Source organism: Pseudomonas fragariae (ex Marin et al. 2024) (genome assembly GCF_059621105.1).
Genome location: NZ_CM184369.1, coordinates 1,816,213 through 1,840,033, shown reverse-complemented (window position 1 = coordinate 1,840,033; position 23,821 = coordinate 1,816,213). Strand labels below are relative to the sequence as shown.

Genomic DNA, 23,821 nt, shown 5'->3' with positions numbered 1-23,821 from the left:
GCCAGCGCTCGACCCGCCAGCCTGGCGGGTCGAAGCCAATGTGTTACTGACGCATACCGCGACCGCTCACCAGCAACTTGGCGCAGCCGATATACAGCACGAAGGTCGCCACGATCATGAACGCCAGGGCGATGCTGATCTTGATGTCGGAGACGCCCAGAATGCCGTAGCGGAAGGCATTGACCATGTGCAGGACCGGGTTGGCCAGCGACACGGTCTGCCAGAACGGTGGCAACAGGTTGATCGAGTAGAACACGCCGCCCAGATAAGTCAGCGGGGTCAGGACGAAGGTCGGGATGATCGAGATATCATCGAAGTTGCGCGCAAACACTGCGTTGATGAAGCCCAGCAGCGAGAAAATTGTCGCGGTCAACACCACCACGATAATGGTCACGCCCAAGTGATGTACTTGCAGGTCGGTGAAAAACATCGACAGCATGGTGACGATGAAACCGACCATCAGACCACGCAATACACCGCCCAGGGTGTAACCGACCAGAATGGTGTGCGGCGAGACCGGCGACACCATCAGTTCTTCGATGGAGTGCTGAAACTTGGCACCAAAGAAGCTCGAGACCACGTTGCCGTAGGAGTTGGTGATCACCGACATCATGATCAGCCCCGGCACGATGTACTGCATGTAGGTAAAGCCGCCCATGTCGCCGATCTGGCGACCGATGAGGTTACCGAAGATGACGAAGTACAGGACCATGGTGATGGCTGGCGGCAGCAGGGTCTGCGGCCAGATCCGCATGAAGCGGTGCACTTCACGGTAGACGATGGTTTTCAGGGCGATCAGGTTGGGGCGCAACTCGCCGTTGGGTACGGTCATACCGCCACCTTCGCGAGGTTTTTTTCCACCAGGGACACAAACAACTCCTCAAGGCGATTGGATTTATTACGCAGGCTCAAGACTTCGATGTTCTGGAAGGCGAGCTGACTGAACAGTGCCGTGATGCCGACGTTCTTGTCGACCTGCACTTCCAGGGTGTGGCTGTCGAGCAGGCGGCAAGGGAAACCGGGCAATTGTGGCGCGCTCTGCCAGGAGGCCTTGAGATCGAGCACGAACGTCTCGACGGTCAACGTGCTGAGCAACTGCTTCATGCCGGTGTTCTGCACGATCACCCCGTGGTCGATGATGCCGATGTTGCGGCACAGCTGTTCAGCCTCTTCCAGGTAGTGCGTGGTGAGGATGATGGTGATGCCTTTGCTGTTCAGCTCGGTGAGAAAGGTCCACATCGAACGGCGCAACTCGATGTCCACACCTGCGGTGGGTTCGTCGAGGATCAGCAGGCGCGGCTCGTGAATCAGCGCACGGGCGATCATCAGGCGCCGCTTCATGCCGCCGGACAGTGAACGCGACGGCACATCGCGCTTTTCCCACAGCCCCAGCTGCGTCAGGTACTGCTCGGCGCGTTCCTTGGCGATTTTCGCCGGGATGCCGTAGTAGCCCGCCTGAGTGACGACGATGTCGAGGGTCTTCTCGAACTGGTTGAAGTTGAACTCCTGCGGCACGACACCGATGCACCGTTTGAGCGCAGCGGGCTCGCGATCCAGGTCGTGACCAAAGATGTTCACCGTGCCACTGGTCTTGTTGACCAGCGTCGAGATGATGCCGATGGTGGTGGATTTGCCAGCGCCATTGGGGCCCAGCAAGGCGAAGAAATCACCTTCGGCGACGTCCAGATCGATGCCATTCAAGGCCTGGAAACCGTTGCCGTAGGTTTTGGTTAACTGCCGAATGGACAGAGCGGAAGACATATCGGGAAAGGTACTCATCAGAAAAAGGAATTGAAGATGACTGTCACCAGCCGCCTGCCGTGACGACCCAGCCGCGCAATGGTGCTCGGCTGCGTCGTTCAAGTACAGACACATCTGTTAATAGTAAATATCGAGCGCCGGACATGCGCCCGATCAGCCCTTTCACCTGTTCACATCACATGCTCAGGTCAACGGGGTCATGACCGCCTTGCGATAAGCCGGGCGCGTCTTGAGACGCTCATACCAGGCTTGGAGGTGAGGCAGCGGCGGACGTTCAATCGGCATTTCAAACCAGCCGTAGGCGAAGCATCCCAGGGGAATATCGCCCATGCCGAAAGCATCGCCAGACAGATAGGGCTGTCGCGACAGCGCCTCGTCGGCCACCAGCAGCAGGCTGTGCAGCGTCTTGATGCCTTGCTCGATGGCCGGCCAGTCCTGTTTCTCGGCCGGCGTGCGTACTACGCCCCAGAACACCGGGCTGAACGGCGCGGCGATGGTCGAGGTGGTCCAGTCCATCCACTTGTCTGCATTGGCGCGGGCCTGCAGGTCTGCGGGGTATAAATCAGAATCGGGGGCATGCCGGGCGGCCAGATAGCGCACGATGGCGTTGGACTCCCACATCACGAAGTCGCCGTCTTCAATCATCGGAATCCGGCCGTTAGGGTTTTTCGCGCGATAGGCCGCTTCGTTGACCAGGCCGAATGCACCACCAGCGTCCTGCGTCTCGTAGGGTATGCCCACTTCCTCGGCAATCCAGAGTGCCTTGCGCACATTGCTGGAATTCTTCCGTCCCCAGATCTTGAGCATTGCGTTCCCCTCGCAGTCGCTGATAAATAAAGGCTCACAGTCTACCCCTAAGCGGCGGCAACTTCCTCGTCAACCAGGGGTCACTATCGATGTCGCCTCACCACTGCCTGGCGACCAGTTTGATCGCTGCCACAGCGGCGGTCATCACGGAGGAATACTTATGCTGTTGTTGTGGATTGTTGTGCTGGTCGTCGGCATTGCCTGGCTGGCTCATCGGCGAACCGCCCCGCTCCCGGCGCTTGGCGTGGTAGCTGTCTACCTGCTGGCCATGGGTATTTTCAGTCACGCGCCAGGATGGCTGCAGACAGTGTTCTGGTTGCTCTGGCTGGCAGTGTTCGTTCCGGTAATGCTGCCCGATCTGCGCCGTAAGCATTTCACTGCGCCGATGTTCAGCTGGTTTCAAAAAGTCCTGCCGCCGATGTCGCAGACCGAGCGCGATGCGATCGATGCCGGCACGGTCTGGTGGGATGGCGAGCTGTTCAGCGGTCGTCCGGACTGGGACAAGCTGCTGGCCTACCCGAAAGTCCAGCTGACCGAAGAGGAACAGGCCTTTATCGACGGGCCGACCGAAGAACTCTGCGCAATGGTCAGCGACTGGGAAATCGGCCAGGCCATGGACCTGCCGCCCGAAGCCTGGGCGCACATGAAAGCGCACGGCTTCTTCGCGCTGATCATCCCCAAGGAATTCGGTGGCAAGGGCTTCTCGGCCTACGCCCACTCTCAGGTGGCCATGAAGCTGGCCACCCGCAGCGGCGACCTGGCGTCCACAGTGATGGTGCCCAACTCCCTCGGCCCGGCCGAATTGCTGCTGCATTACGGCACCGACGAGCAACGCAATCACTACTTGCCACGTCTGGCACGCGGCGAAGACATTCCCTGCTTCGCGCTGACCGGTCCGCTGGCCGGTTCCGATGCTGGCGCGATGACCGACACCGGGATCATCTGCAAAGGTCAGTGGCAGGGTGAAGAAGTCATCGGCCTGCGCCTGACCTGGGAAAAACGCTACATCACCCTCGGCCCGGTCGCCACTCTGCTCGGCCTGGCCTTCAAGGCCCACGATCCTGAGCACCTGCTCGGCGAAAAAGAAGATCTGGGTATCAGCCTGGCGCTGATTCCGACCGATACGCCCGGCGTGGAGATCGGCCGCCGTCACCTGCCTCTGGGAGCAGCGTTCATGAACGGCCCCAACTCCGGCAAGGACGTGTTCGTCCCGCTGAGCTACCTGATCGGCGGTCAGCCGATGCTGGGCAAGGGCTGGATGATGCTGATGAACTGCCTGTCGGTGGGTCGTTCGATCTCGCTGCCGGCCGTCGGCACCGGCGCTGCCAAGTACACCAGCCTGGTCACCGGCCAGTACGCGAAGGTGCGTGAGCAGTTCAATGTGCCTATCTCGGCATTCGAAGGCATCCAGGAAGCACTGGCGCGCATCGGCGGCAATGCCTGGCTGATGGACAGTGCGCGCATGCTGACGGCCAATGCGGTCGACCTGGGCGAGAAGCCTTCAGTGCTCTCTGCGATCCTCAAATATCACCTGACCGAGCGCGGCCGCGAGTGTATCGGTCACGCCATGGACGTGCATGGCGGCAAGGGCATCATCATGGGCCCGAACAATTACCTGGGTCGCAACTGGCAAGGTGCGCCGATCTTCATCACTGTCGAGGGCGCCAACATCCTCTCGCGCAACCTGATGATCTTCGGCCAGGGCGCGATTCGCTGCCATCCGTTCGTACTCAAGGAAATGGCCCTGGCCGGGCGTGAGGACAAACAGCAGGCGCTGATCGAGTTTGACAGCCTGCTGCTCAAACACATCGGCTTTGCGGTGAGCAATGCCGCCAGCACCTTTATCCTCAACCTGGGTTTTGGCCATTTCGAAAGAGCGCCGGGCAACGGCCTGAGCCAGGGCTACTTCCGGGCGCTCAACCGCCAGGCAGCAGCGTTCGCGATGCTCGCCGACTTGAGCATGATGCTGCTCGGCGGCGAGCTGAAACGCCGCGAACGCCTGTCGGCCCGCCTGGGCGACGTGCTCAGCCATATGTACCTGGCCTCGGCAGCGCTCAAGCGTTATCACGACCTCGGTTCGCCGGACCACATGAGCCCGTTGTTCCGCTGGGCCATGGAAGAAAGCCTCGGGCATTCGGAACGGGCAATGGACGAGATCCTCAGCAACTTCCCCAACCGGATACTGGGCGGGGTGCTGCGTGCCGTAGTGTTCCCGTTCGGTCGCCGGCACAAGGGGCCGTCGGACAGACTGGATGCCGAAGTTGCTCAGGTACTGGGCCGCGCCAAGGGCGATCCGACGCTGGAAGAGTTGCTGGCAGGCTGCTATCGCCCGCAATCGGCAGACGATCCGGTCGGCGCACTGCAACAGGCCATCGACCTGCTCAGCGCTGCGTATCCGCTGCACAAGAAGCTGCAAGTGGCCATCAAGAGTGGTCAGGTCAAGCCGGACGCTGGCGAGCCGGTCATCGACGCCGCGCTGCGCCTCGGTGTGTTGCAGGCCGACGAAGCGCAGACCCTGCGTACCGCCGAGGCAGCCCGCCGCAAGGTGATCGATGTGGATGATTTCGACAAGGAAGAACTGACCCTGGCAGCCGGCAAGATTCGCTGATAGTCAGGTCACACCACACAGCAGGCGCGTAGAGCTTTATACTCTCGCGCCTGTTTTTGCATTTGAGGATTACCCAATGGCCGACGCCACTCTCGATCACCAACTTGGCCTGCTGGCACACCTGCGCAGCATTCTGGTCGCGCTGGGCGAGGCCGAGCAGGTTCCGGAAGAAAGCCACGCGCTGTTCATGGAGCGTTTCGACGAACTGGTCGAGCTGCTGCCGCAGGACCCCATCGAAAGCCAGTACCTGGGTCAGGACATCCTCTGCCAGGTCATCCAGCGTTACCCGCAAATCGCGCACCTGGTGCCGCGCGACCTGCTGTGGTTCTTCGCCGGTGACTGCCTGCATTTCATGCCGGATGATGAAATCGAGCTGTATCAGGCGCTGGAAGAGCGCCGCTACGACGCCGAGCAGAACGAAGAACCGTTTGACTGGAATCAGGAGAAACAGCTGCTGAGCATGTCGACGCAGGGCAGCAAGCACTGAGCATCCTTTGGCTTCAAGCCTGCTCCGGAGGTCATTCCGGGCAGGTTGCCTGTCACCCCGCGCCAATACACCCACCGCGCAACACATCGATCAATACGATCATTAAGTCCCGGCATTCGAATCAATTTATCGAATAGACAGGCATACCATGACACTTCGTATCATCTGATAAGGAGTGCTCCCTCTCCCATGACTCAATTTCGTAAAGTCCTGTCCATTCAAACGGGTCAGCCAGCGTCCGATGGCGCGGGCGTCAAACTGACGCGCGTCTTCGGCGGGCGTGGTGTGGAGCAGTTCGACCCGTTTCTGATGCTGGACGAGTTCGGATCGGACAAGCCGGATGACTACATCGCCGGCTTTCCACCTCACCCGCACCGTGGCTTCGAAACGGTGACCTATATGCTTGAAGGCCGTATGCGTCATGAAGACCATATGGGCAATGTCGGCCTTCTGCAGAGCGGCGGTGTGCAGTGGATGACCGCAGCACGCGGGATCATTCACAGCGAAATGCCCGAACAGGAAGAAGGCACCATGCGCGGCTTTCAGCTCTGGCTGAACCTACCGGGCAAGAACAAGCTGAGCGACGCCAGCTATCAGGACATCCAGCCGGAAAACGTTCCGAGTATCACCACTCAGGCCGGTGTGCAGGTGGTGGTATTGGCAGGGCATTTCGACGATGGTCAGGTTCAACAGGCCGGGGCAGTACAGCGCCCGGATACCGAGCCTCTGTACTTTGACTTTGATATGCCTGCCGGCAGTCGTATCAGCCCGCACGTACCCGAAGGGCACCTTGTGCTGCTGTACGTCTATGAAGGCAGTGTCGAGCTGGAAGGCAGCGCCCAGCCGATCGGCAAACGCCATATGGCAAGGCTGTCCGACAGCGGTGCCGTACAGATCAGCAGCACCGCGGGTGCACGGCTGTTACTGATTGCAGGCAAGCCCTTGCGTGAGCCGATCGTGCAATACGGCCCCTTCGTGATGAACACCAAGGAAGAGATCGAGCAGGCGATTCGTGACTTCCGGGAAGATCGTCTGACGGCGTGAACCCGGTTCGGACCGTCAGACTTCCCTTCGTCTGTAGCAGCCCCTTCACCAGCAAGGCGGACCGCTTTGCTGGTGTCAGAGCAGATACGAGCGCGACTCAGACCAGCACAGGGTTCTGCTTGCCTGGGTCGATCTTGTAACGTTCGATGGCCTGCGCCACCACCTTGCGCTCGACCTTGCCGTCATCGGCCAGCGCCTTGAGTGCAGCCACCGCCACGAAGTAACGGTCCACTTCGAAGAAGTGGCGCAGCGACTCACGCGTATCGGACTGGCCAAAACCGTCAGTGCCCAGTGCCACGAAACGGCGCATGGGTACAAAGGGACGGATCTGGTCGGCGAAGATTTTCATGTAATCGGTCGCCACAATCACCGGCCCTTCCCTGTCTGCCAGACAGCTTTCCACGTAGCTCAGACGCGGCTCCTGTTCGGGATTCAGCAGGTTCCAGCGTTCGGCATCCTGACCTTCACGACGCAGTTCGGTCAGGCTGGTGACACTCCAGATTTCGCTGCTCACGCCAAAGTCGTCTTCGAGCAGTCTGGCGGCCGCGATGACTTCCAGCAGGATCGACCCGCAGCCCATCAACTGCACGTGCTTGCCGGTATTGATCGATGCACTGGCCTGCAACGGGTACATCCCCTTGAGAATGCCGGCTTCTGCGCCTTCGGGCAGATCCGGGTGCGGGTAGTTCTCGTTGAGCAAGGTGATGTAGTAATAGATATCCTCATTTTCGGCAAACATACGACGCATGCCGTCCTGAATGATCACCGCCAGCTCGAAGGCAAACGTCGGGTCGTAAGACACGCAGCACGGTATCGTCGACGACATGACATGGCTGTGCCCGTCGTCATGCTGCAGCCCCTCGCCCATCAGCGTGGTTCGGCCTGACGTGGCGCCCAGCAGAAAACCCCGCGCCCTGGCGTCGCCCGCTGCCCAGGCAAGATCGCCTACACGCTGGAAGCCGAACATCGAGTAGAAGATATAGAACGGCACGGTCATCACACCGTGGTTGGCGTAGGAAGTACTGGCCGCGATCCAGGAAGAAATCGCACCTGACTCATTCAGACCTTCCTGCATGATCTGCCCGTCGGTGCTTTCCTTGTAGTAGCTCAGTTGCCCTGCATCCTGCGGCGTGTACAACTGACCGACGTGGGAATGAATACCGATCTGACGGAACAGATTTTCCATACCGAAGGTTCGTGACTCATCCGGCACGATCGGCACGATCAGTTTGCCGATGTTCGGATCCTTGAGCAGCGTCGAGAGGATGCGCACGAAGGCCATGGTCGTGGATATGCCGCGATCGCCGGTGTTCTTGAGCTGGGTATCCAGCACCGAGAGCGGCGGAATCTGCAGGGTGGCAGCGTCACTGAAACGGGCCGGAATGTAACCGCCCAGTTGAGCCCGGCGGGCCTTGAGGTACAGCGCTTCAGTACTGCCCTCGGCCGGTTTCAGGTACGGCATGTCGCCCAGCTGGTCATCGGTGATGTCCAGCGAGAAGCGGTCGCGAAAGGCCTTGATCGCCTCTGCCCCAAGCTTCTTCAACTGGTGGTTGATGTTCTGCCCCTCACCCGCCTCGCCCATGCCGAAACCTTTGACGGTCTTGGCCAGGATCACGGTCGGCCCACCCTTGTGGCGCATTGCGGCAGCGTAGGCGTTGTAGACTTTTTCCGGATCGTGGCCGCCACGCGAGAGCTTCCAGATGTCGTCATCGCTCATGTCGCTGACCAGTTCCAGCAGCTCCGGGTACTTGCCGAAGAAATGCTCGCGAACGTAGGCGCCATTCTGGGATTTGTAGTTCTGGTACTCGCCATCCACGCATTCCATCATGCGCTGACGCAGCAGCCCGCTCTTGTCCTTCTCGAGCAGCGCATCCCAACCGCCGCCCCAGATGACCTTGATCACGTTCCAGCCTGCGGCGCGATACAGACTTTCGAACTCCTGAATGACCTTGCTGTTGCCGCGTACCGGCCCGTCAAGGCGTTGCAGGTTGCAGTTGACGACGAAAATGATGTTGTCGAGTTTCTCGCGCCCGGCCAGAGCAATGGCTGCCTGTGACTCAGGCTGATCCATCTCGCCATCGCCCAGGAACGCCCAGACCTTGCGTCCTTGATGTTCCTTGAGTCCGCGATTCTCCAGGTAGCGCATGAAGCGTGCCTGATACGCCGCAGTGATGGGCCCCAGCCCCATGGAGACGGTGGGGAACTGCCAGAAGTCCGGCATCAGGCGCGGGTGCGGATAGGAAGAAATGCCGTCACGATCGGTTTCGCGACGGAAGTTGTCCAGTTGCTCTTCGCTCAGACGACCTTCCAGATACGCCCTGCCGTAAATGCCCGGCGAAGAATGCCCCTGAATATAGACGAGGTCACCGGCAAACTGCTCGGTACGCCCGCGGAAGAAGTGGTCGAACCCGACGTCGTAAAGCACGGCAGCAGATGCGTAGGAAGCGATATGGCCGCCCACGCCGGAATGCTTGCCGGCACGCAGCACCATCACCAGGGCGTTCCAGCGGATGAACGCGTTGATACGTTTTTCAACCTGAAGGTCGCCCGGATAAGGCTGCTGGCGGTCACTGGGGATGGTGTTGACGTAAGGCGTGGTGACCCGACCGTAGAAATCGCCATGTTGGGCGACGTCGAAGTCCAGCAACTGATCGATCAGATAGTGCGCGCGCGGGCGCCCTTCAGTGTTGAGTACCGACTCAATCGATTCGAGCCATTCGCGGGTTTCTTGCGGATCCTCGTCAAGAAACCGGGGTTGCTGTGCCATCGTCGTCTCCTACTGTGATGCGGCAGTGGACGCCGGACAGGCGTCTGCCTTGAAAAATCTGATTGCAATTGCAATCAAATACCGGAATTTATCCCGCGCTCGGTTACTATTGCAACCCTCAAGAATTTCAGACAAAGGTGAATCATGTCGTCAGCCGAACCGGATACGTGGTTCAGATTCGTCAGGGCACACCGCTGTCTGATTCGCGAAATCGAACGACGTCTGGCGGCGGCCGGGCTGCCTGCCTATGCGTGGTATGACGCGCTCTGGGGCATTGAAAGCGGCCCGCAAGGCATGCGCCGCATGCATGAGCTGGCCGACGTCATGGCCATTGAACGCTACAACCTGACTCGCCTGGTCGACCGGCTTGAAAGCGAAGGGCTGGTGGCGCGCCACAGGTCCGACAGCGATGGACGAGGCGCCGTGGCAGCGATCACCGACAAGGGCCGGACCCTGCGCAAACAGATGTGGCAGGTTTACGAAACGGCAGTCGACGAGCTGTTTCTGACGCAATTCGACGACCAGCAGCGCCGCGTGTTCGCCGACGCGCTGGAGCGTGCCGCACTGGCCGCCCGGCAAAGCGGTGGAAAAGGCTGACATCAGACCAGCTGATAGCGTCGCAAGGCGAGTTTCAGCGGCTCGTAGCCCAGTTGCCCGCCTTCCGCAAGCGCAGTCAGGGCCTGTACGACGATCCACTCCGGACGGGTTGCAGGCGTACCCTGCGGGGCCGCGGAATCGGCACCCAGCCCGACGAACCGCCCCGGGACATGCTCACGCAGCTGTTCAACCACGGCCTGCGGGTAGCCGGTGACGGCTACCACCGCGTCCTGCCCCTCGCCCAGGCAATCGCGCAGGTGCCAGGATCGTGCGGGTTGTGCAGAATGGAAACGATTCCAGCGTCGTGCGGCTGCGGCATCGCGGGCCACTCGGGTATAGCTGGGGCAGCTCCAGATTTCGCAATCGACGTCCCAGTGTTCACGGAGCAGGCGGGCAGCCTGGCGTACCGAGCGCAGCGCCAGACCCGCCCCCAGAAGGCGTACGCGACGGCCTTCATGACCGCAAACGGCGTCGCCAATCCGGTACATGCCCTGTACGGCCGCCACAGCCTGAGCATCGCTCAGTTCACTGACTTCCTCATTGGACTCGTCGTGCAAGGCCATGTAATAGAAGCCGCTCCGGCCTTCGACATACAGACTGTGCAGGGCGTGCAGTGTGATCGCCCGCGCTTCGGCAGCATCCGCAGGGTCAAACGGCTGGCATTTGCGGTTCGACAGCAGCCACAGCGGTAACCAGGGATGGGCACCCTTGGGCCAGCGTGACGGCAGCGTCTCGATATCGTTGCAGAAGATGCCCCGCTGGAACGACTCCGATGCGAGCGCGCTCAACTCGGCGGAGGTTTCGCTGCTGATCATGTAAATCAGCGGCAACTCCACCGCGCCAGCCTGCGCAGCAAATCTCAGCGGCCAGGCGCTGGCGAGCATGCCTTCCTGTCCGCGTGACATGTGTTTGCTGGCCCGTACCACCGATATCCGCCGCGAGGTGGACGGATCTCTGGTCAGACGCTCGACGATATCGGCCATCGCGAACAGGGGTGAACAACACCCACGCAGCGCAAGCCCCGTGACCGCCTGAATCTTGTCCATGCAGGCCAACGCCGCGAACCGGGTCTGGGGTGCCAACGAATGACTGTTTGCGCTGTTCATCACTACTCCTTGCTGTCGGACAAGCATCCTTGCACCTTGATGGAACCAAGAATATGATTGCAATCGCAATAAAAATCACTGACACGCCTCATCGCAGCGCGATGGCCAGTCCCCGAACATGCGTGCGCTCGCAACTCGGCAGGTCGATGAGCGTATTATTTTCAACGGCTAAGCCCTTGTTCAAAGACAAAAGACACACGCAGTCCATGTTTTCATGTACTGCGGAAAATACAAATGAGGATAATGAAGACGGCCAGGCCGCAAACAAACAATAGACAAGGTATTACATGGAGGTTCGTACCGTGCACACCCAACTTGACTGCCCGCCCCTCAAGATCAACGCAGCCCCTGCTCCGCTGCGTCAATTGATTGAAGACTTCGAAAACGATCTGCATCGTATTGGCGATTTCACCTATGCCTACTTTTCCAGCCCAAAGACACGCACTGTCAAACCGGTCATCCTGTCCAACTATCCTGATTCCTGGCTGAAGTCGTATATTGCCTCCAACTATCACCTTACCGATCCCATCATCAAACATGCCTGGCATAGCATTACGCCATTTTTCTGGAGAGAGGCCCGGCATGCCATTCAGGGCGTCGAGACCGATGACTTCCTGAAGCGCTCGGCCAAATACCAGCTGTCCTCCGGGGCCACTTTCACCCTGCACGATGCAAGCGGGCTTTTTGCCGCTCTGAGTCTTTGCAATGCCAGGCAACAGACTGACTTCGATCAGCGAATCCGCGACAAGGCCGCTGATATCCAGATGAGCCTCATCCGCTTTCATGACCGTTTGACCAAGACACAGGCGCCCCACGAACTCTTCCCGCAGCCCACCCGATGCAAATTATCCAGCCGCGAAATAGGCGTGCTGAAATGGGTAGCCATGGGCAAGGCCTACAGCGAAATCGCCGAGATATTTTCCATTTCGGAACGCACCGTGAAATTTCACATGTCCAACGTTTCCAGCAAACTCGAAGTGCGCACTGCCAAACAGGCCGTGTACAAAGCCATTAATATGGGCATGGTCTGACTCAGGCTGCGCTGTCCATGCGTGCTCGCTGCAAGGATGCTGATGCATCGAGCGGTATTGGCCAGCGCAACAGGTCATCCGTGACGGGCTGCCTGCGGGCAATGCTGCCGAGCAGCCGTTGATGGTTGTCGGCGTTCACAGGCATATCCAGCAACAATACCGTCTCGCCTGGTGAAGCCTCCCCCGTTGCCAGAACACGGTGCTCCCACCCGGACTTGCGCACGATCCGCGCCATCGCCTTGCTGACCACCGTGATGATGGACTCCAGACCAGCCGAGGCAGCGTGATTGTGCATCGAGAACAGCAGCATTTCGGTCAGTGGCGCGTGCAGAATACCCAGCGACCGGGCACGTTCCGTGTCGACAAAGAACCGGCTCGACTCCGCCATGCCAGCATTTCTGGGCGCCGGATAGTCGAAAAAACTGCGAAACGGTCCATCCAGCATGTACGGATCACAGGTGTTGATCAGCCTGAGCCCGGCCAGCGGAACCCCGTTCCAGCTGCCTATCAGGTAAGTCGCAGCGGCACTGTCATAGTCATCGAACTCGAACGCCTGACTGACACGAACCTTCCATTCAAGCCGATCCGAAAAGATCTTCTTGCGCAGGGCATACAGCGTTTCCAGCAACGTGACGGGCACTTTACTGTAACTGGCTACCTGAAATTCAAACCCGCTCGACATTCTAAAACCCACCCGGCGTCACCAGCGTGAAGCATTACTTATTTAAATAGGCAAATCTACTGTACTTAAGAACAGGTCAACACGCTGAAACACTAACGCCCTGCTGTTTGCACTTAGGTACAGTGTTATTGGCGCCGAAAATAAGGAAATCTGCTCCGGCGTTCTGGATATCCAGGACGGCGGCTTCCCAAACAATAATGACGCCACAGGGATAATGGTATGAATAGTCTGTATGCCGGTATCGACACCTTGAACGCAGTTCCTGTTCTGGACGATATTACCCAACACGAAATTTCTGCCCTCAAGACCCGCTTCAATCTGGCCGATGCCCACACGCACCAGGATCAGAGCGAGACCCAGCGCATGATCGTCGCCAGCCTGCCCGAGCTGTGGTATCGGGCACAGAACCAGACGCAGTATCAGAGTGAACAGACGTTCATTCAGGCCTTCTTCACCTTCCACGGCCAGCATCATGCGTTGAAACGCCACGACGAAATCTATCTCGTCTACGCCGCGTCCATCGCCATGCATATCACTGCGACCTACTTGCGCAAAAAGAACATGAGCGTCGGGCTGATCGAGCCCTGTTTCGACAACCTGCATGACCTGTTGAAACACATGGAAGTGCCCATGTCGGCACTGGATGAAAGCCTGTTCAAGTCATCGACCGAGGTGTACGCAACGTTGCAGAAGGCCGCCATCGGACTGGACGCAATCTTTCTGGTCGATCCCAACAACCCGACAGGTTCCAGCCTGTTTGCCGAGGGGCCGGACACGTTTGTCGAAGTGGCCCGCTACTGCCGGGATTACAACAAGCTGCTGATCCTCGATTTCTGTTTCGCCTCGTTCTTCAGAGCCTCCGGCAAGCAGCGCGTGGATGCCTACGCGATTCTCGACGACATCGGCACTCAATACCTGGTCATGGAAGATACGGGCAAGACCTGGCCCCTGCAGGACACCAAATGCGCCACGCTCATGGCCAGCCGCGACATCAACGCCGATATCTACAGCATTGTCACCAGCGTCCTGCTGAATGTCTCACCGTTCATCCTCAACGTCGTGACCCGCTACATCGAGGACAGCAACGACGATGACTTCGACTCCGTGCGCTCGGTGCTGGACCTCAACCGCAGCAAGGCGCGTGCCTGCCTTGAAGGCAAGGTCTTGAAGTATGTGCAACCGATGATCGATACCAGCGTGGCCTGGTTCGAGATTCTACCCGCCGGCGTGAACGCCGATGACTTGCAGGCTTATCTGCTGCAATCGGACGTCTACGTACTGCCGGGCAAGTATTTCTACTGGAGCCAGCCGGAAAAAGGCCAGCGCTACATACGCCTGGCACTGGCACGCAAGCCGGACGAATTCGAGGCCGCCGTTCAGGCAATTGCGCAGGCACTGGAGAACCTCCATGTCTGACTTCGACCTGCCGATGATCGATGCCACGGTTTTCATGGGCATGCACCATGCCGATCCCGGCGTGCGTGACAAATCCCTGGAGTTCTTCTCCCGGTTCTACGAGAGCAGCGTGCAGATGAATTTCGCCCAGATAGGCATTTGCGACGCCATCATCTGGAAGAAAGGCCGTGCCCTGCAGGACGCCTATTACCCGTTCATGGATGTCTTGCACACCGACATGGCAATACAGCGTGAGGGCTATAGCGAACAGGTGCTCCAGCGCGCAGCAGGTGAAACGCTGTTCAGAGGTCTGCCGGCCGACAAGAAACTGCTGGCTGCTCAAGTGCTGGAGCAGGAAATCCCGTTTTATACCCACGATCCGGAGTTGCTGCGCCTGCAAGTGCTGCAGCCTTTCCTTCAACCATTCGAAAGCACCATTCGACGGCAGACGTTCCCGAAGATGCTCCAGCGTCTCTATGACCAGTCCTGCGCCATGGTGATCAGCAACGAGGACTTTCAACATGTCTGGTAAAAGCATTCTGGTCCCCCTGATAACGCCTCTGAACGCGCAGGAGCAAGTCTGCGAAGCCAGCCTCGAACGCCTTTTGGGTAGCCTCGCGCCCCATGTCGATGGCTACATTCCATGCCTGACCTCCGGAGAGGGCTGGCGGCTGTCGCGTCAGCAATGGCTGCAGATGCTGACGCTGACCCTCAGGCACGCGGGCGAGCGCAGCGTCATCGCCGGGATCGAACGCCATTCGACGCAGGAGGTGCTGGACTTTGCCCTCCTGGCTCAGGATGCCGGTGCTCAAGCAGTGATGTTTACCTCACCCTTGACGCCCGGTATCAGCCAGCAGGCGATCATCGAGCATTACCAGACCATTCATGACGCGACGCACATGGATATCTTCATGTACAACGAGGCCGCCCTGTCGGGCAACGAAAAGTCCTTCGCCACCCTCAAGGCCATCGCGCAGTTACCCAGAGTCATTGGCCTGAAGGACTCGCCCTCGCTGTCGCGCCCGCAGGCTCAGGTAGATGCCATTCGACAGGAGGGCGTCGACTACTTCATCGGCTGGGAAATGCAGCTGGCCGGAGACCTGGAGTCCGACGGCAATGTGGTTTCCCTGGCCAATCTGGAACCGCTGCTGTGCCGGACAGCGGCTGCCCGGCAGCAGCCGGCACTCAGCCAGCAAGTCGCCACGCTTAACCAGGGTTATCTGCTCAATGCCCCGGACTGGTACGCGCATATCAAGCGCGAGCTCAGAGCCAGGGGCGTGATCAACAGCGAGCGTGTCGTCACCGAGGAGGCTGCCTGATGGAAGACCTGCACAAGCAACTGTTTCTGGCCAACCGTGCGCTTATCGAAAAGCGGGTGCCCATGCCACAGGCGATTCTGGCGTTCGAGCAACACTGGATCGAGGATGCCATCGAACGCAGCATGACGGCAGATGCGCCTGATGACCTTGCCGGTCTGCGCAGAATGCTGGCCGAGCTGGTCGAACAGGAGAGCAGCGAAGTACCGCCCAGCGCACAGTATGTCGCCAACGACATGACCCTCGACGAATTCCGGATTCTGGTTCAGGAGTTTGCACTGGATGGCCTGACCGAAGCACAGGTGTTCTATCACCTGATGCCCAGGCTCAGCCTTCCCGCACAGATGCCCATGCTGCGCATGATGATCGACGAGTTCGGCTCGGGGAACCTCAAACGCTCGCATACCACGCTCTATCAGGACCTGTTGCGCGAACTGGAAATGCCGCTGGACCTGCAGTTTTACGTAGACGCCAACTCCAGCGCCGGTTTCACCTTTCCCAATATGTTCTGCTGGCTGGCGATGCGGGCGGACGATGCGTCATGGTTTGCCGGCGTCATCACCTACTTCGAGACCGTGGTACCGTTCTTTTTCGAGTGCTACACGCAGCTTTGCGAGCGCTTGCAGATCAAGGCTCATACCTACTATTCAGAACACGTTCATATCGACGTTTTCCACGCCATCGAGGGCCAGCGCCTGCTCAAGGCCATGGACGTCAGCGGGGATCTGGATCCGGTAAAAGCCTGGCGCGGCATCTGCATGGGACGCGAGATCACCAACCTGGCGTTCGACCTGGCGGTAGAAAAAGCCCGTCGGCTCAAGCATTTCAACAAGGAGGTCAGCCTTGAACGAGCCTGCTGAGTTTCGTCGTCCCGACACGTTCACCGTACACATTGGCCAGGAGCAATACCTGATACCGAGCAGTTGCCCGCATCGTGAAGGATGGCTGGAGCATGGAGTGGTCAACGAGAAACGCCGGTCCATCACCTGTCCCCTGCACTTTTCGGTGTTCAGCCTCGAAACCGGGGAGCAACTGAGCGGTCCGCCGTGCGGTCAGTTGCAGGTACGCCGAGTGAGATAACAGCGCGCTCCACGGCAGGGCTCGCTCCTGCCGTGGCGACGTCAGGTCAGACGCAAAAAGCGCTTCAGTTCGGCACCCTGAGCAATCGCGTCGTGACGCCCCAGCTCGATCAATTCGCTGCAATAACCTGACTCGAACAGCAGATAGCTCAGCACACTGGCACCGCTGCTCCTGGTCGCGCCCGGCCCGCGCAGGAACGTGCGCAGTGCGGGGGGCAGTTCACGGCGGTGGCGGGCCGCGATTTCATCCAGCGGACGGCTCGGCGAAATCACCAGCACTTCCACCGGCTCCATGCCCGGCTGCCTGATCTGCTCATCGGGCAGCAACGCGCTGGCCGTGTTCAGTCGTTCAAGCAATTCGATATCGCTTTCCAGGTTATCAATAAAGGTGCTGTTGAGCATGTGCCCGCTGATCTGCGCCAGACTCGGCTGCATGCCGTTCGGTGGACGTGGTGCGGGTCGTTCGCTTTTAAGCCCGCGCGGATTGCCGCTGACACCCACGACCAGCACCCGATTGGCCCCTAGATGCAGCGCCGGGCTGATCGGTGCAGATTGACGCACGGCTCCGTCACCAAAGTATTCCTTATCGAGCATCACTGGAGCGAACAGCAACGGGATAGCCGAGCTGGCAAGCAGGTGATCCACGGTGAGTTGCGTCGGACGACCGATACGCCGATGACGTAACCACGGCTCGATGGTGCCCCGCCCTTGATAAAACGTGACCGCTTGCCCCGACTCGTAGCCAAAGGCTGTCACCGCCACCGCGCGCAGGTGGTGAGCATTGATCGCCGCTTCGATCCCGGAAAGGTCCAGCCGCTCGTTGAGCAGTTCACGCAGCGGTGAGCTGTTGAGCAAGGCAACGGGAATGTTTCGTCCGAAGCCCATCAGGCTGCGGCCAAAAAACCGGCTGGCCTGGTGGATCACACCCGACCAGTCGCTGCGTAAAACCTGATGACTGCGAAATGACTGCCAGAACTCGGTCAATTGGTGAATGGCAATGCGAAAGTGCAGCGCACCGCTGGCCAGTTTCACTGCATTGATCGCCCCTGCCGACGTGCCGACAATGACCGGAAAAGGGTTGGGCGCCCCGGCAGGCAACAGGTCGGCAATGCCTGCAAGCACCCCGACCTGATAGGCGGCACGTGCACCACCACCTGAAAGAATGAGCCCGGTTACCGGTTCGACCGGACTCCTCACAGCATTGATCGCAACAGCAGGATCTGGCATCTACAACTGACCTCGGTGATCGAAGACGCGTTTTATTTATGCTTGTTGTATAGCTTCGGTTCACCTGGCGGTCGACTTTTGAAGCGTCGATGGGCCCAAAGATATTGTTCCGGGCATTCAGTGACGGCCTTTTCCACCCATTGGTTGATGCGCAGGCAATCGGCTTCGTCGCTTTCCCCCGGAAAGTTATCCAGCGGCGGATGGATCACCAGCCGGTAACCACTGCCGTCTGCCAGACGCCACTGAGTGAAGGGCACAACCTGCGCACGGCCCAGGCGGGCGAACTTGCTGGTGGCGGTCACGGTCGCGGCCTGGATGCCGAACAGCGGCACAAAAATGCTTTGCTTGGCGCCATAGTCCTGATCCGGCGCATACCAGATGGCCCGGCCGGCGCGCAGCAACTTGAGCATGCCGCGCACGTCATCGCGCTCGACAGCCAGCGAATCAAGGTTATGGCGCTCGCGCCCGCGACGCTGGACGAAGTCGAACAGCGGGCTCTTGTGCTCGCGATACATGCCGTCGATGGTGTGCTGCTGGCCCAGCAGCGCCGCGCCGATTTCCAGCGTGGTGAAATGCAGCGCCATCAGAATCACGCCCTCGCCTTTTTCCTGGGCATTCTGCAAATGCTCGAGCCCTTCGACGTGGGCAAGCCTGGCCAGACGTTTTTTCGACCACCACCAGCTCATCGCCATCTCGAAAAAGGCAATCCCGGTGGAGGCGAAGTTTTCCTTGAGCAGACGCTTGCGCTCGGCCGCGGACAAATGCGGGAAGCACAGCTCCAGATTGCGCGACGCGATTTTTTTTCGATCAGTGGCCACACGGTACATGATGGCGCCCAGTGCCCGACCGATGACCAGCAGAACACAAAATGGCAATTGAACAATCAGCCACAAGAGCCCCAGCCCCAGCCATAGCGGCCAGAAACGGGGGTGAAGGAAACTGGCTTTAAGACGCGGGCGATCCATTTGGGCTTCCGTCAGAACAAAGGCCGCGCATTCTACAACGGTTCTGGCCGCTTGCGGCTCGCGGGCGTTCTCGCTATAAGTCTCGGCACTTTTAGCGACAAGCTGTTGTGTATATCAACCATGAGCCAGATTGAATCGCAAAACCCGGAACCTGTATTTCAGCTCAAGGGCAGCATGCTCGCCATCACCGTGATGGAGCTGGCCCGAACCAACCTTGAAGCGCTCGACAGGCAGTTGGCCGCCAAGGTGGCACAAGCCCCCAACTTCTTCAGCAATACGCCGTTGATCCTGGCTCTGGACAAACTCGCACCGAACGAGGGGCCGGTGGATCTCCCGGGTCTGGTGCGCATCTGTCGCCAGCATGGCCTGCGCACCCTGGCGATCCGCGCCAACCGCATCGAAGACATTGCTGCGGCGATTGCCGTCGACCTCCCGGTCCTGCCGCCGTCCGGCGCACGTGAACGCGTGATCGACCCGGTCGAGGCCGAAGCACCGAAAAAAATACCGGAAAAACCACCCGAGCCACTGATCAAGCCGACCCGCGTGATAACCGCTCCGGTACGCGGCGGGCAGCAGATCTACGCTCAGGGCGGCGACCTGGTGGTAGTCGCGCCGGTCAGTCCTGGTGCGGAACTTCTCGCCGATGGAAACATCCATGTCTACGGCCCGATGCGTGGCAGGGCACTGGCGGGAATAAAGGGCGATACCAAGGCACGCATCTTCTGTCAGCAGTTGAGTGCCGAGCTGATTTCGATTGCCGGGCAATACAAGGTGTCCGAGGACTTGCGCAGGGACCCGTTATGGGGCTCGCCGGTCCAGATCAGCTTGTCAGGTGATGTGTTGAACATCATTCGTCTTTAACGGATACTGCCGCAATTTTCAAAGCATCTCTGATTCGTCGCGAAATTGTCGTGAAGGCGGCAGGAAGTTCTGAAAAGCACTGCTTTTCAGCGGGTATATGAGTCGAAAGTAATAGCTTAGTGCTAGCTTTCCGGAATCAGACCCCAGGACTTCCAGAATGCTTCGGCGTGCGCGGCGCCAGGAGATGCCTTTCAGGGACTCAATGTCCTTTTCCTCTAGGGGTGATACACCTTGGCCAAGATTCTCGTTGTTACATCCGGCAAGGGTGGTGTGGGCAAGACCACCACCAGCGCCGCCATCGGTACCGGCCTCGCACTGCGCGGCCACAAGACAGTCATCGTCGACTTCGACGTCGGTCTGCGTAACCTCGACCTGATCATGGGTTGCGAACGTCGTGTCGTGTATGACTTCGTCAACGTGGTCAATGGTGAAGCCAACCTGCAACAGGCGCTGATCAAGGACAAGAAGATCGAAGGCCTGTTCGTGCTGGCCGCCAGCCAGACCCGCGACAAGGAAGCACTGACCAAGGAGGGCGTTGAAAAAGTCCTCATGGAGCTGAAGGAATCCTTCGAATACATCGTCTGCGATTCGCCGGCCGGCATCGAAACCGGTGCTCACCTGGCCATGTACTTCGCCGACGAAGCCATCGTCGTGACCAACCCTGAAGTCTCGTCGGTGCGTGACTCCGACCGCATGCTGGGCCTGCTGGCCAGCAAATCGCGTCGCGCCGAACGCGGCGAAGACCCGATCAAGGAACACTTGCTGCTGACCCGCTACAACCCTGAGCGCGTCAGCAAGGGCGAAATGCTCGGCGTGGAAGACGTCAAGGAAATCCTTGCCGTTACCCTGCTCGGCGTGATTCCCGAATCCCAGGCTGTACTGAAAGCTTCCAACCAGGGCGTGCCGGTCATTCTCGATGACCAGAGCGACGCGGGTCAGGCCTACAGCGATGCGGTCGACCGCCTGCTGGGCAAAACACTTGAGCACCGGTTTCTGGATGTGCATAAGAAAGGATTCTTTGAACGCCTGTTCGGGGGTAATTAATGAATATTTTTGACTTCTTTCGTGACCGCAAAAAAGGAAGCACGGCCTCGGTAGCGAAAGAGCGTCTACAGATCATCGTTGCTCACGAACGCGGCCAACGCAGTACCCCGGACTACCTTCCTGCGCTGCAGAAAGAGCTGGTGGAAGTGATCCGTAAATACGTCAATATCGAGTCTGATCAGGTACAGGTCGCTCTGGAAAGCCAGGGCAGCTGTTCTATTCTGGAACTCAATATCACCCTGCCCGATCGCTGATCAGGCAGTCGCTCGCGGCGGTATCGGCGCACTTCTCCGGAAGCTGCGCCCTTGCCGCCGTCGGCGTTTCTAGCGTTTCGAGGCCGTTGCATGCCGTTGTCGAACATCCGCATCATTCATCAGGACGCCGCCGTTCTGGTGATCGATAAGCCTACCCTGCTGCTTTCCGTTCCCGGTCGTGCCGACGACAACAAGGATTGCCTGATTACCCGCCTGCAGGAAAACGGTTACCCCGAAGCGCGTATCGTCCATCGTCTGGACTGGGAAACCTCGGGCATCATTCTGCTGGCCCGCGATGCCGATACGCATCGCGAACTGTCGCGTCAGTTTCATGACCGCGAAACCGAGAAAGCCTACACCGCGCTGTGCTGGGGCCAACCGTCCCTGGACAGCGGCAGCATCGATCTGCCGTTGCGCTACGACCCGCCTACCAAGCCCCGGCATGTGGTGGACCACGAGGGTGGCAAACACGCGCTGACGTTCTGGAAGGTTGTCGAGCGGCATGACACTTATTGTCGCGTCGAGCTCACGCCGATCACTGGCCGCTCGCATCAGTTGCGTGTGCACATGCTGTCGATCGGGCATCCGCTGTTGGGTGATGGGCTGTACGCGCATCCGGAAGCGCTGGCGGCCTATCCACGTCTGTGTCTGCATGCCAGCATGCTGAGCTTCACGCATCCCGGGACTGGCGAGCGAATGACCTTCGAGTGTGCTGCGCCGTTCTGATTTGAGTTGGGCGGTGAGCGACATACTGCGACTCTGGGGTGTCATCGATTGACTATCGTTCCCACGCTCCGCGTGGTAATGCCGTTCGTGACGCTCTGCGTCACACAGCAGTTCTGCGACATCAGGTGGATTGACGTTCGGCTCAGGTCACCTTTTCGCCCCTCGGCGACTCACTTTGAGGGACCAAAGTGAGCAAAGTCCCCGCTCCTGTTTCCGGCCCGACTTCGTCGGGTTCCTTCGCCCTGACACTGATCCGGGGGTCGCCGCAACGCGCCATCCATGGCGCGGTGCGGCTAGCCTGGCGTCCTGCCAGGCTACCCCCGGATCAGCGCCAGGACTCAGCCGTCACTAACGTCGCACTCTGCGTCGTCAGTGACATCGTGGTTGAGAAGCACTTTTGCGGCAATGACTGCGGTTTTGATTATCGTGCCGACGCTCCGCGTCGGCATGCAGTTCGTGACGCTCTGCGTCACACAGCGCGTCGGCACGAGAGCTGCGCGATGAGCGCAACCGAAGGCAGCAAATCATCCAATACGGTAAACTCGCGCCATTGTTGTCTGGAGCTATTTATGCGCGCAGAGTTGAACAAAGGCCTTATTGATTTCCTGAAGGCTTCTCCTACCCCATTCCACGCCACTGCCACCCTCGTGCAACACTTTGAAGCCGCAGGTTTTCAGCGGCTGGACGAACGTGATACGTGGGCAGTAGAAACCGGAGGTCGTTACTTCGTCACCCGTAACGACTCCTCCATCGTCGCTTTCCGCATGGGCCGTCAGTCGCCACTCACGGGCGGCATCCGCATGGTCGGCGCACACACCGACAGCCCGTGCCTGCGGGTCAAGCCGCAACCGGAACTGCAACGTCAGGGTTTTTGGCAGTTGGGCGTCGAAGTCTACGGCGGCGCCTTGCTGGCCCCCTGGTTTGATCGGGATCTGTCGCTGGCCGGCCGCGTCACTTTCCGCCGCGACGGCAAGGTCGAAAGCCAACTGATCGACTTCAAGCTGCCGATCGCCGTGATTCCCAATCTGGCCATTCACCTGAACCGCACTGCCAACGAAGGCTGGGCGATCAACGCGCAAAACGAACTGCCGCCCATCCTGGCGCAGGTAGCCGGTGACGAGCGCGCGGACTTCCGTGCGCTGCTGACCGACCAACTGGCCCGCGAACACGGGCTCAATGCCGATGTGGTGCTCGATTACGAGCTGAGCTTCTACGACACCCAGGGCGCCGCTGTGGTCGGCCTCAACGGGGATTTCCTGGCAGGCGCACGCCTGGACAACCTGTTGTCGTGTTTCGCCGGGATGCAGGCACTGCTCAACACCGAGAGCGACGAAACCGCCCTGCTGGTGTGCACCGATCACGAAGAGGTTGGCTCGTCTTCTGCCTGTGGCGCAGACGGCGCGATGCTTGAGCAGATCGTCCAGCGCCTGTTGCCAAGCAGCGAAGACTACGTGCGCACGATTCAGAAGTCGCTGCTGATCTCAGCCGACAACGCCCACGGCATTCATCCCAACTACGCTGACAAGCACGACGCCAATCACGGCCCCAAGCTCAACGCCGGGCCGGTGATCAAGGTCAACAGCAACCAGCGTTACGCCACCAACAGCGAAACCGCCGGTTTCTTCCGCCATCTGTGCATGGCCGAAGAAGTCCCGGTGCAGAGCTTTGTGGTACGCAGCGACATGGGTTGCGGCTCGACCATCGGACCGATCACTGCCAGCCACCTGGGTATCCGCACGGTAGATATCGGCTTGCCAACGTTCGCCATGCACTCGATCCGCGAACTGGCCGGCAGCCATGACCTGGCGCATCTGGTCAAGGTATTGAGCGCGTTCTATGCCAGCCACGAGCTGCCATAACGACTGAGGCGATCATCGGTAACGCGGGAGCGGCCTGCTGCTCTCGCGTGTCAGTATTGACCCCCGGTAAACGCCAGTGAAAAAAAATAAAACCTCTCTAATCACAACGATAAAAAAGCTGCTTTTGCCTGCATGATCCTGAGCCATATCTTACGCAACAAAAGATCATTCGTTTATAAAGGGACTTCATGTCCCGAACTCCATC

The 23,821-nt window shown here is 59.3% G+C and carries 23 protein-coding genes; 15 read left to right on the top strand and 8 right to left on the bottom strand.

The window, feature by feature from the left end:
• Nucleotides 1-43 precede the first annotated feature (43 nt).
• From AC54XV_RS08370 to AC54XV_RS08360, 3 genes are all read right to left on the bottom strand, one after another.
• Nucleotides 44-832, bottom strand: a complete 789-nt coding sequence (locus AC54XV_RS08370) for an ABC transporter permease (RefSeq protein WP_054091477.1) — start codon at nucleotides 830-832, stop codon at nucleotides 44-46.
• The gene (locus AC54XV_RS08365) at nucleotides 829-1,761 is read right to left on the bottom strand and encodes an ABC transporter ATP-binding protein (protein ID WP_011267141.1); all 933 of its coding nucleotides are present in this window, start codon (nucleotides 1,759-1,761) and stop codon (nucleotides 829-831) included. The genes AC54XV_RS08370 and AC54XV_RS08365 overlap by 4 nt, the downstream gene beginning before the upstream one ends.
• 183 nt (nucleotides 1,762-1,944) lie before the next feature.
• A complete protein-coding gene (locus AC54XV_RS08360) occupies nucleotides 1,945-2,568 on the bottom strand; it encodes a glutathione S-transferase (protein ID WP_058399308.1) in 624 nt (207 codons plus the stop codon).
• 160 nt (nucleotides 2,569-2,728) lie between these two features.
• On the opposite strand from AC54XV_RS08360, the gene AC54XV_RS08355 reads away from it, so the two are divergent.
• The 3 genes from AC54XV_RS08355 (at nucleotide 2,729) to AC54XV_RS08345 (ending at nucleotide 6,707) form a co-directional block, all read left to right on the top strand.
• Nucleotides 2,729-5,176 (top strand): acyl-CoA dehydrogenase, encoded by a 2,448-nt coding sequence (locus AC54XV_RS08355; protein ID WP_496718328.1) that lies wholly within the window; start codon nucleotides 2,729-2,731, stop codon nucleotides 5,174-5,176.
• Nucleotides 5,177-5,252: 76 nt separating this feature from the next.
• Complete coding sequence (locus AC54XV_RS08350) at nucleotides 5,253-5,663, top strand: PA2817 family protein (RefSeq protein WP_004408346.1); 411 nt, start codon at nucleotides 5,253-5,255, stop codon at nucleotides 5,661-5,663.
• 189 nt (nucleotides 5,664-5,852) lie between these two features.
• On the top strand, nucleotides 5,853-6,707 hold the full coding sequence (locus tag AC54XV_RS08345; protein WP_058822896.1) for a pirin family protein: 855 nt from the start codon (nucleotides 5,853-5,855) through the stop codon (nucleotides 6,705-6,707).
• A gap of 97 nt (nucleotides 6,708-6,804) precedes the next feature.
• Here AC54XV_RS08345 and aceE read toward each other — a convergent pair whose 3' ends face one another.
• Nucleotides 6,805-9,474, bottom strand: a complete 2,670-nt coding sequence (gene aceE / locus AC54XV_RS08340; protein WP_003415662.1) for a pyruvate dehydrogenase (acetyl-transferring), homodimeric type — start codon at nucleotides 9,472-9,474, stop codon at nucleotides 6,805-6,807.
• A gap of 144 nt (nucleotides 9,475-9,618) precedes the next feature.
• On the opposite strand from aceE, the gene AC54XV_RS08335 reads away from it, so the two are divergent.
• Nucleotides 9,619-10,071 carry a MarR family winged helix-turn-helix transcriptional regulator gene (locus tag AC54XV_RS08335; RefSeq protein ID WP_004408348.1) on the top strand — a complete coding sequence of 151 codons (453 nt, stop codon included), beginning with the start codon at nucleotides 9,619-9,621 and terminating at the stop codon, nucleotides 10,069-10,071.
• Nucleotides 10,072-10,073: 2 nt separating this feature from the next.
• Here AC54XV_RS08335 and AC54XV_RS08330 read toward each other — a convergent pair whose 3' ends face one another.
• On the bottom strand, nucleotides 10,074-11,177 hold the full coding sequence (locus tag AC54XV_RS08330) for a transketolase-like TK C-terminal-containing protein (protein ID WP_004408349.1): 1,104 nt from the start codon (nucleotides 11,175-11,177) through the stop codon (nucleotides 10,074-10,076).
• A 287-nt stretch (nucleotides 11,178-11,464) separates the two neighbouring features.
• On the opposite strand from AC54XV_RS08330, the gene AC54XV_RS08325 reads away from it, so the two are divergent.
• The gene (locus tag AC54XV_RS08325; RefSeq protein ID WP_496718324.1) at nucleotides 11,465-12,208 is read left to right on the top strand and encodes a helix-turn-helix transcriptional regulator; all 744 of its coding nucleotides are present in this window, start codon (nucleotides 11,465-11,467) and stop codon (nucleotides 12,206-12,208) included.
• Nucleotide 12,209: 1 nt separating this feature from the next.
• Here the strand turns inward: AC54XV_RS08325 and AC54XV_RS08320 are convergent, their stop codons facing one another.
• On the bottom strand, nucleotides 12,210-12,890 hold the full coding sequence (locus AC54XV_RS08320; RefSeq protein WP_024639304.1) for an acyl-homoserine-lactone synthase: 681 nt from the start codon (nucleotides 12,888-12,890) through the stop codon (nucleotides 12,210-12,212).
• A gap of 219 nt (nucleotides 12,891-13,109) precedes the next feature.
• On the opposite strand from AC54XV_RS08320, the gene AC54XV_RS08315 reads away from it, so the two are divergent.
• From AC54XV_RS08315 to AC54XV_RS08295, 5 genes are read left to right on the top strand one after another with little or no spacing between them, the layout of a single operon-like run.
• Nucleotides 13,110-14,306 (top strand): aminotransferase class I/II-fold pyridoxal phosphate-dependent enzyme, encoded by a 1,197-nt coding sequence (locus tag AC54XV_RS08315; RefSeq protein ID WP_024639303.1) that lies wholly within the window; start codon nucleotides 13,110-13,112, stop codon nucleotides 14,304-14,306.
• Complete coding sequence (locus tag AC54XV_RS08310; RefSeq protein WP_004408355.1) at nucleotides 14,299-14,817, top strand: DUF6190 family protein; 519 nt, start codon at nucleotides 14,299-14,301, stop codon at nucleotides 14,815-14,817. Before AC54XV_RS08315 ends, AC54XV_RS08310 begins: the two co-directional genes overlap by 8 nt.
• On the top strand, nucleotides 14,807-15,604 hold the full coding sequence (locus AC54XV_RS08305) for a dihydrodipicolinate synthase family protein (RefSeq protein ID WP_058822897.1): 798 nt from the start codon (nucleotides 14,807-14,809) through the stop codon (nucleotides 15,602-15,604). The genes AC54XV_RS08310 and AC54XV_RS08305 overlap by 11 nt, the downstream gene beginning before the upstream one ends.
• The gene (locus AC54XV_RS08300) at nucleotides 15,604-16,461 is read left to right on the top strand and encodes an iron-containing redox enzyme family protein (protein ID WP_011267130.1); all 858 of its coding nucleotides are present in this window, start codon (nucleotides 15,604-15,606) and stop codon (nucleotides 16,459-16,461) included. The genes AC54XV_RS08305 and AC54XV_RS08300 overlap by 1 nt, the downstream gene beginning before the upstream one ends.
• Complete coding sequence (locus AC54XV_RS08295; protein ID WP_004408361.1) at nucleotides 16,445-16,681, top strand: Rieske (2Fe-2S) protein; 237 nt, start codon at nucleotides 16,445-16,447, stop codon at nucleotides 16,679-16,681. Before AC54XV_RS08300 ends, AC54XV_RS08295 begins: the two co-directional genes overlap by 17 nt.
• Nucleotides 16,682-16,722: 41 nt before the next feature.
• On the opposite strand, the gene AC54XV_RS08290 is transcribed toward AC54XV_RS08295, so the two are convergent.
• Together AC54XV_RS08290 and AC54XV_RS08285 are read right to left on the bottom strand one after the other, a co-directional pair.
• A complete protein-coding gene (locus AC54XV_RS08290; RefSeq protein ID WP_004408362.1) occupies nucleotides 16,723-17,907 on the bottom strand; it encodes a patatin-like phospholipase family protein in 1,185 nt (394 codons plus the stop codon).
• Between the two features lie 32 nt (nucleotides 17,908-17,939).
• Nucleotides 17,940-18,872 (bottom strand): lipid A biosynthesis lauroyl acyltransferase, encoded by a 933-nt coding sequence (locus tag AC54XV_RS08285; RefSeq protein WP_024660968.1) that lies wholly within the window; start codon nucleotides 18,870-18,872, stop codon nucleotides 17,940-17,942.
• A gap of 120 nt (nucleotides 18,873-18,992) precedes the next feature.
• On the opposite strand from AC54XV_RS08285, the gene minC reads away from it, so the two are divergent.
• The 5 genes from minC to AC54XV_RS08260 all read left to right on the top strand — a co-directional run bounded on the left by minC (nucleotide 18,993) and on the right by AC54XV_RS08260 (nucleotide 23,616).
• A complete protein-coding gene (gene minC / locus AC54XV_RS08280) occupies nucleotides 18,993-19,733 on the top strand; it encodes a septum site-determining protein MinC (RefSeq protein ID WP_003368369.1) in 741 nt (246 codons plus the stop codon).
• A gap of 231 nt (nucleotides 19,734-19,964) precedes the next feature.
• Nucleotides 19,965-20,777 (top strand): septum site-determining protein MinD, encoded by an 813-nt coding sequence (gene minD / locus AC54XV_RS08275; protein WP_003317454.1) that lies wholly within the window; start codon nucleotides 19,965-19,967, stop codon nucleotides 20,775-20,777.
• Nucleotides 20,777-21,031: a cell division topological specificity factor MinE gene (gene minE, locus AC54XV_RS08270; RefSeq protein WP_003317453.1), complete on the top strand. Its 255-nt coding sequence runs from the start codon at nucleotides 20,777-20,779 to the stop codon at nucleotides 21,029-21,031. The genes minD and minE overlap by 1 nt, the downstream gene beginning before the upstream one ends.
• A 90-nt stretch (nucleotides 21,032-21,121) precedes the next feature.
• Nucleotides 21,122-21,757: an RluA family pseudouridine synthase gene (locus AC54XV_RS08265; protein ID WP_011267128.1), complete on the top strand. Its 636-nt coding sequence runs from the start codon at nucleotides 21,122-21,124 to the stop codon at nucleotides 21,755-21,757.
• A 569-nt stretch (nucleotides 21,758-22,326) separates the two neighbouring features.
• The gene (locus tag AC54XV_RS08260) at nucleotides 22,327-23,616 is read left to right on the top strand and encodes a M18 family aminopeptidase (RefSeq protein WP_003368366.1); all 1,290 of its coding nucleotides are present in this window, start codon (nucleotides 22,327-22,329) and stop codon (nucleotides 23,614-23,616) included.
• Nucleotides 23,617-23,821: the final 205 nt, after the last annotated feature.